The following is an 18189-nucleotide window of genomic DNA, read 5'->3' as shown; positions in this document are numbered from 1 at the left end:
ATGAAAAAGCCGTCCTCTCTTGAAAAATTCGTACAGCGTCTAAAGGATAAAGGAGTTAAAGCAGATCTGATCAGCCCTGCCACAAAAAAAGTAGTGACTATCCTTCAATTAGACTGCAAGCAAATGAAGCAATATACATTAGAGCAATAATATTTATTCGCACAAAGCTCCCTGGCGATCATACATAAATTTAAACAACCGGTCTCACTGCGAGACCGGTTGTTTGTGGTTAATACACTAAATGTTTAAAAGAATGGACATCAAAGATTCCCTGACAAGTTATTTTTAATTCCGGAATGACAGGAAGTCCAAGAAAAGATAACGTTAAGAATGGATTAAAGGTGTCAGGCAGACCTACCTTTTCTAATGCTTCATGTATCGATTTTAGGCCGTGCAGCACTTCTTCATAAGGCTGATCAGATATTAAACCCGAGATTGAGAGCGGTAGCTGTGCGAGAATGTTTCCATCCTGTACAACGGCTAAGCCTCCTTGATTGGTTTTCAGTGCTTTGACGGCAAGCAGCAAGTCTGAATCATTCGTACCGGCAGCAATAAGGTTATGTGAATCGTGCGAAATCGAAGTTGCGATTGCCCCTCTTTTCAGCTGAAAGCCCTTTACAATTCCTTTTCCGACTAATCCTGTATTCTTATGACGTTCAGCCATTATTAGCTTTAAATGATCAAGCTCAGTGGTAGGATGGAAAATACCATCGCTGACACTTGTTTGTTCGTATAATTTTCTTGTAACAAGCTGATTTGGAATGATTTCAATAATCGGTACAGGCTGATCGTTCGATATAGCGAGTTTAAGATCTGAAAGCTGCAAATCATGCAGATGAACTGTATTTAATAATGCAGAAGGTGTTTTCACTGTTCTCTGATCATCCGTCTTTACCCCACCCTCAAGTGCTGCTAATTTCCCTGCTTTATAAACTTGCTCAATCTGAAAATCGCTGAGACTGTTTAGAATCAGCAGGTCGGCTTCATACCCGGGCGCCACTGCCCCTTTATTTTTAAGCTCATAGCATTCTGCCGCATTTAAAGTAGCCATTTGTATGGCTGTAATAGGATCAACTCCATACTGCACAGCAAGTCTAATATTATGATCGATGCTGCCTTCTGCTGCTAAATCATCCAAATGCTTATCATCCGTGCAGAATAAAAATCGTCTGGAATTGCGTTCATTGACAGCTTCTATTACATTCGGAAGATCCTTTGCCACAGAGCCTTGTCTGATTAACACATACATTCCCCGCTGCACTCTCTCCTTTGCCTCTGCCGCATTCGTCACTTCATGATCTGTCATAATCCCCGCAGAGCGGTAGACATTGATTAAATCAGCAGGAAGGCCCGCCATATGTCCATCAATCAGGCGCGAGTGCCTTGCAGTCATTTCAAGTTTATTCAGCATGCTGTCAGAAGCTGTTTGAACAGCAACATAATCCATGACTTCTGCAAGCCCGATTACTCGTTCATGGTCAAAAAGCGGTTCTAAATCAACAGCTTCCAGCCTTGCACCTGCATGTTCAAAGCTTGTAGCAGGCACACTGGACGGCAGCATGACAAATACATCAAGCAAAATTCCTTCTGAGCTGTCCAGCATATATTGAATTCCTTTCACCCCAGAAACATTCGCAATTTCGTGAGGATCTGCAATGACAGTTGTTACACCATGAGGAAGCACCACTTTGGCAAATTCATGCGGCGGTACCATTGACGATTCAATATGAACATGACCATCAATTAATCCGGGGCAAAGATACTTCCCGCTTATATCAATTTCCTCATTGCCTTCATAATCGCCTATACCTACAATTCTTCCATTTGTGACGGCTACGTCGCCGCTTATAATCTCCGAATTAAACACATCGACAATCTGAGCATTTTTAAAAACGATATCGGCTTTTTTTCTTTTTGTACTTGCTTCTATTGATTGAATAATTTCTTCTTTTTTCATAAAAAAAACCCCTCGCTGTTATGGAGGAGTGAGATAAATAAAGGCAATTGAATCATGCCTTTATTATTCATTCCTCGTAGTCAAACTTTTTACGGCAGTTCGGTAGAAACTTTTTGGACCATATCTCCAATATTATACGAGTTCTTGAATATAAGTATTTAGTAACATATAGTAATAGTAAATAAACCTGCAGTCAACGTTTTTTGTTTCCGTTTAATAATTTTTTATTCTGTGGTATGATAGCCATAAAGTTGAATAACATAAAAATGACCGCAAGTGCAGCAACACTTACGGCCATGCATACATTCGGTCCCACGCTCGGGGTCGGCCATTTTTCTCAATCAATTAAAAAATAGACCTCACCCGCAATCGACAAAGCTGGGAGGTCTATTTTTTCTGGTCAAACGACAGAACGGCAATGATAAGCGTAGCAAATGAAATGGCAAATGTTAAGCTCTCATATACTGTCACCCGGGCATCACCCCCTTTCCTTGCTTCACAAAGAAAAGAGACAGGGGCTAGCCGACCACCCATATGTTCACGAATGTATACATCTTCCATTATACCACAATCCACAAAGAACAAACGTTCTATTGCAAAAAACAAAAAAAGACACTTTCAAGTGTCCTTTTCCGATTAAGCTTCTAAAACCCTTTTTTCAAATCTGTCGATATCTGTATCTGCACCAATAACAATTAAAATATCATCTTTTTGAATCACTTCATCTGCCTGTGGTGTCACAAATATTTCTTTGCCTCTTTTTATAGCAACTATGTTAATTCCGTATTTAGCACGAATATCAAGGTCGATTAATGTATTTCCTGACAGTTTATTATTTACGACAATCTCTACAATACTGTGTTCATCGGAAAGTTCAAGGTAATCAAGAACGTTATTGGAGATCAGATTATGAGCAATTCTTCGGCCCATATCTCTCTCTGGATGAACGATTTGATCAGCTCCAATTTTCCTTAAAATTTTCTCATGATAATCGTTTTGCGCTTTTACAGTAATAAATTTTACGCCTAGCTCTTTCAGCATCAATGTTGTTAAAATACTTGACTGAATATTATCGCCAATCGCCACGATGACGTGATCGAAGTTGCGGATGCCCAGGCTTTTTAAAACGGCTTCATCCGTTGAATCTCCGACAACAGCATGGGAAGCAATATTGGCATACTCATTCACTTTATCTTCATCCATATCGATGGCCATTACTTCCATGCCCTCTTCGCTCAGCTCGCGGCAAATACTGCCTCCAAAACGCCCAAGTCCAATAACTGCAAAATCCTTTTTCATATGTACGTTCCTCCAGCCATCATACTATAAACAAAGTTTATCATAACTTTATTCATTATTAAAATAAATTAAAGCTTTACTTCTTGCCCTTTACATATTCCGCATCAAATAAAAACAGGCGCAAAAGCAAAATAAGTGAGGGAATCAAAAGCAGCAGCCCGGCTATAAAAACGATGACAAGTGTGATCCCCATCGTTTCGTTGGTATATCCCGAATAAATAGTAACAAACGGATCAAGAATGTAAGGCAAATGTGATGCCCCGTAGCCAAAGAAGGCAAAGAAAAATTGCAGCATCACCATAATAAAGGCCGTTCCAAAATTCTTTCTTTTATAGATTAGCCAAACGGATATCATAAAAAACAAGAGTGAGGATCCGAACATCCACCAAAGATCGAGCGCTTGATTAAAATGCCTGGGATTATGCTGCTGAAGGGAAAGAAAGACAAGAAAGCTAGCAATGATTGTAGGCGGCGCCCAAAAAAGAGCAAACTTTCTAAGCAGTGATAAAGCTTTGCTGTCTGACGCACGATCTGCATAGTAGGTTAAAAAAGAAGCACTGATAAACAAAACGGATACAATGGCAAGGAATACCACACTCCACGAATAAAAGCTTGTAAATAACTCATTAGCAAGAAATACGACAGTGCCATTTCGTTCTTCCAAAAAGCCGCCTTCTGATATTGAAAGAGCTGTAGACAGAGACGCAGGAATTAAAAGTCCTGTGGCTCCATATAAAAACGTATAAAAAAGACTGTCTTTAGCCCCGTAGTTCCCAAATGCGTAAAAGGAACCGCGGATCGCGATTAAAACCAGCGCTATGCTGCCTGGAACCAGCAGTGCTGTACCATAATAATACGCTGTTTGCGGAAAAAAACCGACGATCCCCACAAAAAAGAAGACGAAGAAGACATTTGTTACTTCCCACACCGGCGACAAATAACGGCTGATTAAGTTATTTACGATATCATCCCGCTTTGTCAGCTGGGCGTAAAAAGCAAAGAAACCAGCTCCAAAATCTATAGAAGCAACAATTAAATAACCGTAAAGAAAAACCCACAGAACCGTCATTCCAACGATTGGAATATCCATTTAGACTTCTCCCTCCTATTTAAACCGGTACTCTAGCTCCGCTTCTGCCGGATTTTCTTTAAACATTCGTTTTAACACAATAATGCAAAGTGTTCCGAGCAAGGTGTACAGGCCAAAAAACAGTACAAACATTAACCCTACATGATCAGATGTCGTTGCTCCTTCAGCAACCTTCATATAACCTCTGAGAATCCATGGCTGACGTCCTACCTCGGCAAAAATCCAGCCTGCTTCGATTGCAACCATGGAAAGAGGTCCCGCAGCTACAATCGGCCATAAAAGCCTTGATTGGAAACCATTCAGCCTTTTTATTTTTCCAAATAAAACAAACAGCATAGACAGTCCCAGGCCGAACATCCCAATAGTGACCATTACATCAAACATATAGTGAATCCATAGAGGAGGTCTTAAATCTTCTTCTATTTCATTTAATCCTGTTACTTCTGCATTAAAATCACTGAATGATAAGAAACTGAGCATTTTAGGAACTCTTATTTCATTGGTGATTTCCCCTTTTTCATTCAGTGTACCGTATAAAATTAAATCAGCTCCGGCTTCTGTTTCAAAATGCCACTCCCCTGCTGCAAGCTTTTCAGGCTGATGCTCCGCCAAAAATTTTGCAGAGAGATCACCAGCGAGAGCCGTACCAAGCGAAAAGAAAAGAGCCGAGACCATTGTCACCTGCAAGGCTTTACGGTGATAGTCTGTTCTTCTTCCTTTAATGATCATAAAAGCAGTTATAGCAGCGAGCACAAAGGCTGAAGTCATATAGGAAGACATCAGCACATGAAAGACTTTTGAAGGTGCTGCAGGATTAAACATTGCAGCAATCGGATCGATGCCCGTAATCGTTCTGCCCTTCAGCGTAAATCCCTGAGGAGTATTCATGAAAGCATTGACGGTGGTAATAAACACGGCAGACATCGATGATCCTATCATAATCGGAATGGAGATAAGCCAGTGGTAAATTGGTTTTTTAAACCTGTCCCATGTGTAAAGATAAATCCCCAAAAAGATTGCCTCAAAGAAAAAAGCGAATGTTTCCATAAAAAGCGGCAAGGCAATCACCTGGCCGGCAATTTCCATGAAACTAGGCCATAATAAAGATAACTGCAATCCAATACATGTTCCTGTAACGACACCCACTGCCACTGTCACAACAAAGCCCCTCGTCCAGCGTCTTGCCAGCAGGATATAGTGCGGATCGTTTTTCCTGATTCCCATCCACTCTGCAATAGATATTAAAACAGGAACTCCGACTCCAATTGTTGCAAAAATAATGTGGAAGGCAAGTGTCAATGTCGTAAGCATCCGGCTAAGTATGACGCTATCGAGTTCAGCCAAAGGGCCACATCTCCTTTTATTGTTCTAATGATCTTATATCACAGTTTCCCCAAAGTAAAACATGCCAAGATTGTGATGTGATGAACAAATTTTGAAATCATAATCAGCAAAGAAGATTTCTCTTTGCTGATTATGGTTTATATTCAGGAAGAGCAGCCATATATGCCCGGATTTTTTCAATATACTCCTCTCCGAGTCTGCTTTTTGCACCTCTTAATATTTCTGTTGAGTAGTGGCCAGGCGGGCGGAACTCTTCTTTTTTCTGAACCACTGTAAAAGTAAGGCACTGCTCATAAACCACTCCGCCCGTTTCCACCTTAATGAAGGCTGGACGATACAATTTAGAATCAACACCTTCACGCATGTAAAGATAGTCCACCGCTTCCTCAGGTACACGGTATAAAATGCCCTCAGCCCCTCCGCCATCTTCAACGATGTCAGCGCGGCCCCCATCTTCCATCGTAACTGTGAATTTAACAGAATACTTTTCTGCTTTTCCTCCGCCGATTACATCGGCAAAATGATGATCAACAGCCGCTTTTTGAAATCGTTCGGTATCCATACACGAACCATAAGCAAAATAAAACGTTTCAGCTGGCGGATTCAAGATAAACTGATATTCTTTCCAGTCTCCGCTCTTTATTTTTTTCATTGTATCAGCCTGTTCCGGCTTTATGACATAACAAAAAGCATCATATTCCATTTTATCTGTATAGACACGGATTGGCACAAATTCGAACAGATTGTCATCTGCTTCAGGTCCATTGTACCCTTCTAGTACATGAACTTCAGGAAGCAGTTCCTCATCAATTTCATAGAGTTCTCCGTAAACTGTTTCCTGTTCCACAGTCATCGCAGGATAGCCGTCATTCGAATCATACAGCGATCCATTTGTCCACGCCTGTTCGGCAATACATGTTCTATCCTTTAAAAAATGATGATTTTTCTCCATATAGCGAAGTGTCCCATAAACAAATAAATGACAGTTCATCTTACCATTCTCCTCTTAAACTGGTTCTAATATCGTATGGCGATTCACAACTGGCAGTACAACCTCGAAGATAGTCCCCTTATTTAAGCTGCTGTTTACATTGATATGGCCATAGTGATCTTTTATTATCCTTAAGCAAACGGTCAGACCAAGACCAGTCCCTTTTTCTTTTGTAGAAAAGAATGGTTCGCCAAGTTTTGAGATTTTTTCTTTTGGTATCCCCATACCATCATCTTCAATTGCTATGATCACATATTCCCCTTTCAGTCTGCAGCTCATGTGGATATTTCCTCCATCAGGCAGTGCTTCAATCGCGTTTTTAATTAGATTGATAAATACCTGTTTTAATTGATTTTCATCACATTCCACTATAATTTCTGTTGAGGGCAAACTTTTTTCAATCTGGATATTATGTAAAATGGCATTGGATTCAATCAGTACAGCCACTTGGTCCAAAATGGAAATCATATTCTTTTCCCTGAAATGAATCGCCTGCGGTTTGGCCAAGACAAGCATTTCACTAAGAACCAGCTCAATTCTCTTTATTTCTCCAAAGATAATATCAAAATATGTATCTTTGCCAGGAAATTCTTTTTTAATCAGCTGAAGAAAACCGCTGATGGATGTAAGCGGATTTCTTACCTCATGTGCAATGCCCGCTGCAAGCTGTCCGGCAATGGAAAGTTTTTGGGATTTCAGGGCAAGGTGCTCATTCATTTCTCTCCATTCCCGCTCTTCCATTTTTCTGTCAGTAATGTCCTGAATTGTCCCGACCGTTCCGATCAAATAGCCTTCATTGTCATAATACATTTTGAATTGAACATGAGCATAAAATTCTCCGCCGCTTTTCTTGCGATAGGATGTTTCCAGTTTTCCCTCGGGTCGTTTCGCAGCTGTATATTCAACAAGCTTGCTTTTTACCCGCTTTTTATCTTCAAATGTAATGTAATGATAAAAACTGGAATAAAGACTTTCTGATCTTTCATACCCTGTTACGTCCGTCCATGCAGGATTTAAGTAAATAAAATTCCCTTCACCATCTGTTTGAAACACGACTTCCTGAATATTTTCAAGGACCATCTTCGTCTCACCAAGCAGGTTTTTATAGCGGAGCTGACTTTCGCTCAGCTGATGAATCAACAATTTGGAACGGTCAAAATAAGTGCCTAATTTCCAGACAACAGACAAGACTAATAAGCAGAATAAACTTCTGAGTATCAAAGGGACAGACTGACTCCCCAAATAATAGTCTAAGATATTCCATAAAATCAGAATACATACTGCTATTAAAGTAATCATAATTCTGCCCGTATATTTGTTCATCACAGCACCTTTTCGCCTCTGTTTTTTTATAGTATACCATTTTCTGATTTATCAGTATATTCAACTGTCTTATGTCTCTCTATCAATCATGGAGACTATGATTTGTAAGAACCGCTTTTTTTAGCATTTGCTGCATATATCCGATTCCTGTACAGCCCTGCAGCGGATAAATGTATTCCCCTTCAACCGCAGTTTCTATAATGGGTCTGAATTTCTTGCCTCCAAGCACAACAAACTTATTAAATTGATGCAGGTTCTTTTCATAAGCCTGCATGTTCAGCTCTTCAAGTCTTATCACTTCTTCTGTTTTCATGCTGAACGAGACATTGTAATTGCCCGGAACAAAATCCTCAGGGAGTAAGAAGCCATGTTTAGCAGAAAGAATGACCCAATCATCGAAAAACTTTTCGGCATACTGCCGGCAGAGCAAATGAAAGGTTCCCGTATAGGCATTTTGAGCTTCAACTTTTCCAAGATGAGGCTCCTTATCCCAAATTTTTTTATTTCCGCATGGTATAACACATAACTGTTTCAATTTAGTTTCTCCTTTTTTTAAGGGTGATACCTGACACCGTCGTCAATAGATTTATAGATCAATTAATAGAAAGATATACTTCTTTTTATCAGAAGATCCTGTTTTCTGTCCAATTATTTATGAAAGATTACTGCTTCTCTATACATGCATAGAAAATGACTGCTTCAGTATTTCATTTAGAATGAATAAGACCAAGGTTTTAGATTCCCCCATAATGCATTCAGCCAAAGAAACAGGACATCCTGCTCCTTTAGGCTTTGCATCACTTTCTTTCCGCTTACAGCCAGGGATAATCGGTTCCGAATGCGGCTGCCATTGATTCAGTGTCTTCTTTTCGCTTTTTCCGGATTTCTGCACGCTTAAGTGCAGAGTCGTTCAGCATCTTTTCTGTTTCTGACTCGGGAATAACATTTGGTACGGGAGTAGGTCTATTGTGTTCATCAACGGCGACCATTGTAAGAAAGGATAGAGCGCAAACATTTCGATTTCCGTTCAGGAGGTCTTCTGCAATGACTTTTACAAAAACCTCCATTGATGTTCTTCCCGTATATGTCACAAACGCTTCAAGACAAACTGAGTTTCCTTCATATATTGGATGCAGAAAATCAACAGAGTCCGTTGAAGCAGTGACAACATGCGCCCGGGCATGTCTGATTGCAGAAATGGCTGCTACGTCATCGATATAAGCCATAAGCTTCCCTCCGAACAATGTTCCATAATTGTTTGTATCAGAGGGGAGCACGATACTGGTTTTTACTACAAAAGAATGTCTACAGAATTTCACTTCCACTTTAGATGCACTTCCTTTTTCAATACTCTTTTTCTTATTCCCTGAAGTTCCCATAAAATACATTCTAAAAAAAAAGGCCAGCTACCCCCATAAATCGACACTGTTCGCAGAATGAATATTAAAGACTCGAAATCTATGAGGATTGGGTGAAGATATATGTTTTCTACTTCTGAAATTGGTATTGACTTAGGTACAGCAAATATTCTTGTATACAGCAAGGATAAAGGAATCGCAATAAATGAACCGTCCGTTGTGGCGATTGATACAGTAACAAAAAATGTTTTGGCTGTAGGGACGGAAGCAAAAAGCATGATCGGCAAAACGCCTGGTAAAATTGTGGCGGTCAGACCGCTAAAAGATGGCGTAATTGCTGATTATGATGTAACAACTGAAATGCTTAAGCAAATTATGAAAAAAGCTTCAAAAAAATTAGGTTTTTCTATTAGAAAGCCTACTGTTGTTGTATGTACTCCATCAGGTGCAACCAGTGTTGAACGCCGTGCCATTCACGATGCGGTAAAAAATGCAGGTGCTAAAATCGTTCATTTAATTGAGGAGCCGGTTGCAGCAGCTATTGGTGCAGATCTTCCTGTAGATGAACCGATCGCTAATGTGATTGTTGATATCGGCGGCGGTACAACAGAGGTTGCCATTATCTCTTTTGGCGGGGTTGTATCATGCCACTCCATCAGAATCGGCGGTGATCAGCTTGATGAGGATATTATTGGATATGTCCGTAAAAACTATAACCTGTTAATCGGCGAGCGCACTGCTGAAAACATTAAGATGGAAATCGGCTATGCTCTTGTCAAGCATGACGAGCTGTTAATGGAAGTCAGAGGACGTGACTTGGTTACAGGTCTTCCAAAGACGATAACTCTATCTTCAACAGAAATGCAGAATTCAATGAGAGAATCATTGCTTCATATACTGGAAGCGATTCGTGCTACCCTTGAAGACTGTCCTCCTGAGCTTAGCGGTGATATTGTAGACCGCGGAGTTATTCTGACAGGCGGCGGTGCATTAATGAAAGGCATGCAGGAATGGCTCAGTGAAGAAATTGTCGTCCCTGTACACCTTGCTCCAAGCCCGCTTGAATCAGTTGCAATCGGAACAGGAAGATCTCTTCAGGTCATTCACAAGCTTCAAAAAGTTTCAAAATAATATAAGTGTGAAAGAGCCGCATTTTACTGCGGTTCTTTTTTTTGCCCGGCACAGAACGTTTGTTCCTGTTTTTTCATTCTACTTTCTTTTTCTAAATAAATCAATCACTTGAAAATTATTCTTTTTTTCTCCAATTTTTTGAAACTTTTCTCTTTTCATATGCGTCTTACCTATTGTATGATTCACATAAAAACATCTAATCTACAATTTCACTGGGGGAGAACGACATAAAACGCTTATTATTGTTCGTATCAATTACTTTTGTTCTAAGCGGATGCGGTTTGGTGGAAAAAGAAAAACTTATCATGGCGAATAATGCCGTGAGTGCAAAAGCTGTTTCTTCAAAGGCGATGGAGATGAACCGGGAGTTTGCTCTGATTGACAGCAGAGACGGCAGCACAGTAACCACATTTATACCGGCTGCAGATAAAAATAAAGAGCAGCATGAAAAGGATATGAAGGCACTGGTCCGGCAGATGGCAGATAAATTTGATCAGCCGATGACCCCTTCAAAAGTTAAAAACGGCAAGCTTTTCCCGGGTCAAAGCCGAGTTGTCCTGGACGAAGAGGCTCTATTAAATCAATTGCAGAATCTTTCGGCTTTTAATCAGGAAATCCCGCTCCCTATCACGGAGACAGCTCCAAATATTACGCAGGAAGCCCTAAATGGCGCTAAACAAACAGTGATCGGAAGCTATAAAACAGCTTTCAATCCTTCTGTTGCAGGCAGAAGCACCAATATTGCCATTTCTTCGAATGCGATTAATGAAATTGTACTTGGTCCTGGAGACAGATTTTATTTTAATTTAATCGTCGGCGAGAGAACACCTGCACGCGGATATCAAAAAGCGCTTGAGATTGTAAATAAAGAGTTTGTCGAAGGAATCGGCGGAGGCATCTGCCAGACTTCAAGCACTTTGTACAATGCTGTTGCCAAGGCAGGTCTTGAAATAATCGAACTTCATCATCATTCTAAAACAGTCGGCTATGTCCCTATTAATCAGGATGCAACTGTTTCCTGGGGAGGCTACGATTTTAAATTCATGAATAATAAAGACTATCCAGTCATTATTAAATCCATAACCGATCAAAAAAGCGGTACTCTAGAGGTTCAAATTATAGCAGCTTCTAAAATCTAACTATTATTATAAAAGGCTGAGTCATCGTGACTCAGCCTTTTATGATCAGCCTGTTAACTTTTTCTTAGCTTTAAGAAGTCTGCTGTACTCTTCATCAAGCAGTTCAAAAGAAGGATCATCTCTGCTGATTACACTCAGCTTGCTTAAAACAGCTGTCAGCTGATGATCTATTTTAAGCAGCTCTTTCTCAATATCAGTTTCATTCGATTCACTTTTGCTCCTGGAAAAATAGTCATCAAGCTTCATTTCCACTCTTCTTACGGTCCCATCTTCAAATACGAGCAGCTTATCACATAATTTATTTATAAAATACTGATCGTGAGAGACAATGATGATGGTCCCTTCAAACTCATCAAGGGTCTCCTCTAGCTGTTCGCGGCTCGGGAGGTCCAAATGGTTTGTCGGCTCATCGAGTATGAGAACGTCATATTCTTTAAGGATCATAGACACGAGCTTCACCCTTGTACGTTCACCCAGGCTAAGTGAACCGATTGTCTGCTGAAGTTTTTCTTCAGGCAGCCCCATATTTGCGAAAATGGTCCGCGCTCTTAGGATCTGTTCCCTCTCATGAAGATCAAGAGCCCGAAGAACCGTTGCATCTTCTTTTAAATCATTCACATCCTGACTTAAATAAGCGATTTTCATCGTTTCGCTTTTCCATAACTCGCCTCCGGTTACGTCTTCCATGCCTTGAATCATCCGGATAAGCGTCGATTTACCTGCACCGTTTTTTCCAATCATGCCAATTCTCTCGCCATGTTTAATATAAAAATGGCTTTTCTTAATCAAGGACAGCTGCCCAAACGTTTTTTCAAGATCCTTTGCTTCAAGTACACGTCTGCCCCTCTTGCCGCTTGAATCGAACTGAAACAAGATTTTCGCTTCTTCTTGCGGCTTTTCTATTTTATTTTTTTCAAGCTCAGCCGTTAACCGCTTCATCTTAGAACGAACCTGAATGTCCATTTTTTTTGCCTTTACTCTGTTGTATTCTTTAAAACCCATTTGTTTCCGTTCAGAAGGACTTCCCTGCTTGGTTGATTCACGGTGAGCTTTATCTGACCAATTCTTTAAATTTTCCATTTGCCCTTCAATTTTTGCTTTATACCGCTGCTGCACTTCATACTGATGCTTTTGTTCTTCCAAGAGCCTTTTCTTCTCGATCCTGTAAGCTGTGTAATTCCCTTTGTATTCCACCATCTTCTTATTTTCAAGTTCAAAAATATAAGATACGGTTCTGTCGAGAAAATACCTGTCATGTGAGATAATCAGCACAGCTCCGCTAAACGTCCTCAGCTGATCCACAAGCCATTCTATTCCCTGATAGTCCAAATGATTGGTCGGTTCATCCAGAATCAGCAGATCGGGGTTTGAGGCCCATACATGAGCGAGTGCGAGCTTCAGCTTCTCACCGCCGCTTAAATGATGAAGCCGGTCATCTTCCCAATTCTGCACTTTTTCAAGTCCTAATTTTTTTGTCGTTTCAAAGATTGCTTCGAAGCTTTGATCTTCCAAAACACCTTTAAAATCATGTACGGTGTAATCAACTGATTGCATCAGATATCCGACTTTCAGGTCTTTTTTTCTGTAGATGCTGCCTTCATCAGGAAGAAGCTTCCCAAAAATCAGATTGGCTAAGGTCGTCTTGCCTGCACCGTTGTATCCGACTAATCCCGCACAATCTCCTTGTTTCAATTCAAACTGTATGTTTTCAAGTATCACTTTATCTCCATATTGTTTTTTTACATCCTTTACATTAAGGATTGTATTTGCACTTCGCTGTTTTAATCTTTCATTTTTACCCATAAAAAAACCTCCCAAGTTCGCCTAGAGAGGATTTCAACCATATGAAATAGACAGAAGGGTACAGAAAAAAATGCAAAAAGATGCATGTTTCTGGGCCTTCAGCTGGAAATGGTATGAAAAATGAGCGCACTCATCCTATTCTCTAGGTCTCGTTTTTTTGCTTATTCAAAAAACGTTTAGAAAATAAGATTAGTTCCACATGTCTCCTGTACCTTTTCCTTTCCGATATTAGAATGATATTAGTATATGATAAAAAAACTGAATATGTCAACACCATTTGAAAGCAGTTACATCATGACATCGTACATCTCGGCCAGATGAAGATTCTCTTCAAAACATGCTGCCCCATCCTCAAGACACCAGCATGCACTCAGTACAGCCTGACAAAAGCCCCAGCCAATCATCCGGGTTCGGTCCAGGCCTAATTCTTTTTCAAACAGGTCAAGTCTCTTTCTCAGCACATCCTTAGGATTTTTTTTATCAAATAGATAATTTTTGGAAAAGCTTGTTACTTCATATTCCGCTTCCCCTATAACCCCCTTAGGGTCTATGGCAAGCCAGTCCTTGCCCTTTTTCAAGATATTGTCCTGATGAAGATCTCCATGCAGAAGAATGGGGTTAGTACTGGAGTTAATTAAATCATCAAAAAGAATTTCCGCTTTATGAATCCATTTTTCAGCAATGATATTTTGCTCCACCCTCCTCAAACCCGCCATCCAATCTGACAAGTGGGGGAAATCATGGTCACCTGCATAAGGCTGCCAAATTTTCTTCATAACAGATGAAGCAATTGAAACAGCCGTTTCATCGCTGTTCACCTCTGACAGCATGGTGCCTGGGTTTAATTTTTCTAAAATTAATAGTCCCTGATTTAAATGGTCATCAATCAGCTTTACCATGCCATTGCCGCTGCCCATTATCTTTAAAGCGATGCACTCTGCGATTAAATCTTTGTGGTTGGGAAGACCGATTTTAACAACTGCCTCTTCTCCATTTTCCATACTAGCCTGTGCCACATAATGATACGTCAATTTATAAGGATCACCTATTTTAAGACCGTATGTCTGCTCACAGCGGGCAATATGGTAAGGCAGTTCACGCAGCCATGCTTCTCCTGAATCTCCATGAACTCCGATAATTGTCTGTTTAAACTCGCTTGAAAGGTTCATTTACCTTGTTCCTCTCCTTGAAAAGCCTGGTCTGCAAGAATCGAATATGTAATCTCATCAGCCGGAGGATTATGTAGTCCCGCTCTTACATCTCTGTAATATCTTTGGAGGGGAAGGGAATTAAACATGCTTTGCCCCCCAACTACTCGCATGGCTAAATCTACCACTTCGACTGCTGTATTTGTAGCAACTGTCTTGGCAGCTGCAAGTTCAGCTGAGAGCTTATTTCGCTCATTAGGTGATGCGTCCCATTTTTCCGCTGTACCGTATAAAAGATGTCTCGCCGTCAGAAGCGAAAGATCCATTTTTGCTATTTTTCTTCTTACTTCAGGCAGATCTTTAATTGGATGATTTAAGCTGTTTGGCTGATGTTTTTTTGCAAACTGAACAGCAAAATTTCTTGCTGCAATGGCAATTCCCAAGTAACATGCCGGTATATGGAGCAGCCAGCCTTGCGGAACCGGTCCTTTAGAAGATTTCGTTTTCAAACCCGTTAAGGCCTCTGCTTCGAGTACCACATTCACAAGAATTAAATCGTCGCTTCTTGTTCCTCTCATTCCAAGCGTGTTCCACGTTTCTTCAATGGACAGCCCGGGAGATTCCCTTGGAATAATAAATTCCCCCACTTCGCCTGTATCCTCTATTGTTGCAGTAATCAGGAAATAATCAAGCGCAGGTGCAAGTGAAGTGAATATTTTCTTGCCGTTAATGATCCACTTCTCCCCATTGCGTTTTGCCGTCGTTTCAGGTTTTCCGCCTCTTGCAGGACTTCCTCCATTCGGTTCAGACGCTGCACTGTTCAATAATTTGTCGAACTGTATGATTTCTCGGGAAATCCGTGCATACGTTTTTTCTTCCCACTTTTCAGTTTCTCTAATATTCATAAGAATTCCAAGATGCCATCCAAGTGATAGAGCTGTTGCTCCGTCACCCTGTGCAAGCTTTTCCTGTATTAACACGAATTCATAAAGAGTCAGATCGTCTCCGCCATATTTCTGAGGGATTGATAATTTCAAAAAGCCCGCTCTTTTTAAATCATTGAAATTTTCAAAAGGGAAAAGAGCCTGCTTATCGTAATAATCGGCACGCACTGAGAACTGCTGTGCAAGCTCGGCAGCCTTCTCCAAAAATATCCGTTGTCTGTCCGTTTTGATGAATTGATGATCAAGCACAATTCCACCTTCTTTCCCTTCTATTCTAACTTTTCTTGTGAATTTGATAAAGTATTCCGATCTGATATCTGTTTGTATATAGAATACTCAGTCTTTTTATTTCCTAATGTTAGCAGTTCTGATAAAATAGAACTAATTCTGGTTAAAGGAGATAAACTAATGACCTCTTTTCAAAAAAATCTCGAAAAATATGCAGAGCTTGCTGTCAAAGTCGGAGTGAATATCCAAAAGGGGCAAACGCTTGTCATCAACGCTTCCATTGATGCAGCTGAGTTTGTTCGATTAGTTGTAAAAAAAGCCTATGAAACAGGTGCAAAACACGTGCAGGTAGACTGGAATGATGACGAAGTAACCCGTACAAGATTTGAGCTTGCACCGCAGGAAGCTTTCGAAGAATTTCCTGAGTGGCGTGCAAAAGGGCTTGAAACGCTTGCCGAAAATGGCGCTGCATTTATGTCGATCGTTTCATCGTCCCCTGATTTATTAAAGGGCATTGACTCGAAGAGAATTGCTGCTAATTCAAAAGCTGCAGGCACTGCATTATCTACATACAGAAATTATGTTCAGGCAGACAAAGTAAGCTGGTCTGTGATTGCGGTCCCATCTGAGAAATGGGCTGCAAAAGTGTTTCCGGAAGCTGGTGAAAATGCAGTTGAACAGCTGTGGGATGCAATCTTCAAAGCAACCCGCACAGATCTTGAAGATCCTGTAGCAGCATGGAAGGAACATGACCGATCACTGAACAGCAAGGTAGAATATTTAAACGGCAGAAAATATAAAAAGCTCCATTACCGCGCACAGGGAACAGATTTAACAATCGAACTTCCTGAGAAACACCTATGGATTGGCGCTGGAAGCGTCAATGAACAAGGCAACGAATTTATGGCTAATATGCCGACAGAAGAAGTGTTCACTGTTCCTGAAAAAGAAGGCGTAAATGGTGTTGTAGCAAGCACAAAGCCCCTTAGCTACGGTGGTAATTTGATTGACAATTTTTCGATCACATTTGAAAAAGGCCGGATTACAGACGTCAAGGCAGAAGAAGGCGAAGAGATTTTAAAGGAACTCACAGCAACAGATGAGGGCTCGCATTACCTCGGAGAAGTGGCTCTTGTTCCTCATGATTCTCCTATTTCTATGTCAAATGTTTTATTTTATAATACACTTTTCGATGAAAATGCATCCAATCATTTAGCAATCGGCAATGCTTATGCTTTCTGTATTGAAGGCGGAAAGAAGATGTCCCGCGAAGAATTGGAGAAAAACGGCGTCAACTCAAGTATCACTCATGTTGATTTTATGATCGGTTCAGCAGAAATGGATATTGACGGCATTTTGGAAGACGGCACAAGCGAGCCTCTATTCAGAAAAGGCACTTGGGCAATCTAAACTGCCTCATAAAAAACTTAAAAACCGCCTGGAGGTGATCTCTTGGCGGTTTCTGCTTATTTGTCAGATGTTTTCTTTTCAAACCACATCAGTCCGATCGTTCCTTCACCAACATGTGCTGAAATAACTGGACTTAAATCTCCAACTTCTATTTCTAATGCAGGGTCGATTTGTGAAAGTCTTTCCTTCCACTCTCTCGCTTTTTCGAAGAGATTGCTGTGAATAACAGCTACTCCATAAACGCCTTTCTCCGTATAGGATGCTTTAAAAAGCTCAAAAATGCGGTTTTCAGCTTTTTTCGTCGTTCTTACTTTTTCCAGCTGCACTAATTCGCCATTTTGAAACTCAATAATGGGACGAATTTGGAGCAGGTTGCCGATCACCATGCCTGCGCCGGAGACACGTCCCCCTTTGTGAAGCTGTTCGAGGCTGCCGATCAAGTTAAGCCCTCTTACCCGCTCGGGAAGCTCCTGCAAATGTTTGGCTATTTCTACGCCTGTATACCCTTCCCGGTCCATGCGGGCACCCTCGAGCATCATATATTCCTGGGCTTTTGCGCCAATTTTTGAATCAATATGAACCATATTAAACCCGGCAATTTCAGCAGCGAGCATGGAAGCATTCAGTGTGCCGCTTACTTTTGAAGTCACATGAATGGCAATCCCCATTTCGTATTCCTGTTTCAGTTTCTCATATAATTCGACGAAATCACCTACAGCAGGCTGACTTGTTGTTGGTGAAACTTTCGATGCTTTTAACTTTTTATAAAATTCTTCATTTGTAAGTTCAATGCCGTCTTTATAACAATTCCCATCAAATATAATGGAGAGCGGCACAACATTAAATCCGTATTTTTCAGCTGTATCTTCAGAAATACACGATACACTATCTGTTACCCATGCTATTTTTTTCAACGAATTGTTACCCCCAGGCATATTCACTAGCTCTTTACAAAGACTTTGTTTCTATATCAGTCTTTGAAAAACAGCCCTTTCATTAACACATACTGCCAACTCATTCTAGA

General features: G+C 40.6%; 16 protein-coding genes and 1 riboswitch. Of the genes, 4 read left to right on the top strand and 12 right to left on the bottom strand.

The annotated features are described in order from the left end of the window. Positions 1-150 (top strand): hypothetical protein, encoded by a 150-nt coding sequence (locus tag K8L98_RS09920; protein WP_223441879.1) that lies wholly within the window; start codon positions 1-3, stop codon positions 148-150. A gap of 79 nt (positions 151-229) precedes the next feature. Here the strand turns inward: K8L98_RS09920 and ade are convergent, their stop codons facing one another. The 8 genes from ade to K8L98_RS09880 form a co-directional block, all read right to left on the bottom strand. Next, a complete protein-coding gene (ade, locus tag K8L98_RS09915; protein WP_223441878.1) occupies positions 230-1957 on the bottom strand; it encodes an adenine deaminase in 1728 nt (575 codons plus the stop codon). A 57-nt stretch (positions 1958-2014) separates the two neighbouring features. Then, positions 2015-2117: riboswitch (purine riboswitch) on the bottom strand. Between the two features lie 476 nt (positions 2118-2593). Further along, the gene (locus K8L98_RS09910) at positions 2594-3256 is read right to left on the bottom strand and encodes a potassium channel family protein (RefSeq protein ID WP_223441875.1); all 663 of its coding nucleotides are present in this window, start codon (positions 3254-3256) and stop codon (positions 2594-2596) included. A gap of 76 nt (positions 3257-3332) precedes the next feature. After that, the gene (locus K8L98_RS09905) at positions 3333-4346 is read right to left on the bottom strand and encodes a cytochrome d ubiquinol oxidase subunit II (RefSeq protein ID WP_223441873.1); all 1014 of its coding nucleotides are present in this window, start codon (positions 4344-4346) and stop codon (positions 3333-3335) included. 15 nt (positions 4347-4361) lie between these two features. Further along, the gene (locus K8L98_RS09900; protein WP_223441870.1) at positions 4362-5690 is read right to left on the bottom strand and encodes a cytochrome ubiquinol oxidase subunit I; all 1329 of its coding nucleotides are present in this window, start codon (positions 5688-5690) and stop codon (positions 4362-4364) included. A gap of 130 nt (positions 5691-5820) precedes the next feature. After that, a complete protein-coding gene (locus K8L98_RS09895; protein ID WP_223441867.1) occupies positions 5821-6681 on the bottom strand; it encodes a gamma-glutamylcyclotransferase family protein in 861 nt (286 codons plus the stop codon). Between the two features lie 15 nt (positions 6682-6696). Beyond that, positions 6697-8004 carry an ATP-binding protein gene (locus tag K8L98_RS09890; protein ID WP_223441864.1) on the bottom strand — a complete coding sequence of 436 codons (1308 nt, stop codon included), beginning with the start codon at positions 8002-8004 and terminating at the stop codon, positions 6697-6699. An 82-nt stretch (positions 8005-8086) separates the two neighbouring features. Next, a complete protein-coding gene (locus K8L98_RS09885) occupies positions 8087-8539 on the bottom strand; it encodes a DUF6884 domain-containing protein (protein WP_223441861.1) in 453 nt (150 codons plus the stop codon). 277 nt (positions 8540-8816) lie between these two features. Further along, positions 8817-9383: an acyl-CoA thioesterase gene (locus tag K8L98_RS09880; RefSeq protein WP_223441858.1), complete on the bottom strand. Its 567-nt coding sequence runs from the start codon at positions 9381-9383 to the stop codon at positions 8817-8819. A gap of 102 nt (positions 9384-9485) precedes the next feature. On the opposite strand from K8L98_RS09880, the gene mreBH reads away from it, so the two are divergent. Continuing rightward, positions 9486-10493: a rod-share determining protein MreBH gene (gene mreBH / locus K8L98_RS09875; RefSeq protein ID WP_223441855.1), complete on the top strand. Its 1008-nt coding sequence runs from the start codon at positions 9486-9488 to the stop codon at positions 10491-10493. 284 nt (positions 10494-10777) lie between these two features. Further along, positions 10778-11632, top strand: a complete 855-nt coding sequence (locus tag K8L98_RS09870; protein WP_223441852.1) for a VanW family protein — start codon at positions 10778-10780, stop codon at positions 11630-11632. 45 nt (positions 11633-11677) lie between these two features. Here K8L98_RS09870 and abc-f read toward each other — a convergent pair whose 3' ends face one another. From abc-f to K8L98_RS09855, 3 genes are all read right to left on the bottom strand, one after another. Next, a complete protein-coding gene (abc-f, locus tag K8L98_RS09865; RefSeq protein WP_223441849.1) occupies positions 11678-13435 on the bottom strand; it encodes a ribosomal protection-like ABC-F family protein in 1758 nt (585 codons plus the stop codon). A 287-nt stretch (positions 13436-13722) separates the two neighbouring features. Then, positions 13723-14604 carry an aminoglycoside phosphotransferase family protein gene (locus K8L98_RS09860; protein WP_223441848.1) on the bottom strand — a complete coding sequence of 294 codons (882 nt, stop codon included), beginning with the start codon at positions 14602-14604 and terminating at the stop codon, positions 13723-13725. After that, the gene (locus K8L98_RS09855; RefSeq protein WP_223443301.1) at positions 14601-15779 is read right to left on the bottom strand and encodes an acyl-CoA dehydrogenase family protein; all 1179 of its coding nucleotides are present in this window, start codon (positions 15777-15779) and stop codon (positions 14601-14603) included. Before K8L98_RS09855 ends, K8L98_RS09860 begins: the two co-directional genes overlap by 4 nt. Before the next feature lie 156 nt (positions 15780-15935). Between K8L98_RS09855 and K8L98_RS09850 the strand changes: the two genes are divergently transcribed. Next, positions 15936-17165, top strand: coding sequence for an aminopeptidase (locus K8L98_RS09850; protein WP_223441847.1), 1230 nt, complete (start codon positions 15936-15938; stop codon positions 17163-17165). A gap of 56 nt (positions 17166-17221) precedes the next feature. Here K8L98_RS09850 and K8L98_RS09845 read toward each other — a convergent pair whose 3' ends face one another. Beyond that, positions 17222-18079 (bottom strand): DegV family protein, encoded by an 858-nt coding sequence (locus K8L98_RS09845; RefSeq protein ID WP_223441846.1) that lies wholly within the window; start codon positions 18077-18079, stop codon positions 17222-17224. Positions 18080-18189 lie beyond the last annotated feature (110 nt).

Source organism: Metabacillus dongyingensis (assembly GCF_019933155.2).
GTDB classification, from domain to species: Bacteria; Bacillota; Bacilli; order Bacillales; family Bacillaceae; genus Bacillus_P; species Bacillus_P dongyingensis.
Note: the sequence above shows the minus strand (reverse complement) of the source record. Positions and strands in the feature narration are given on the sequence as shown.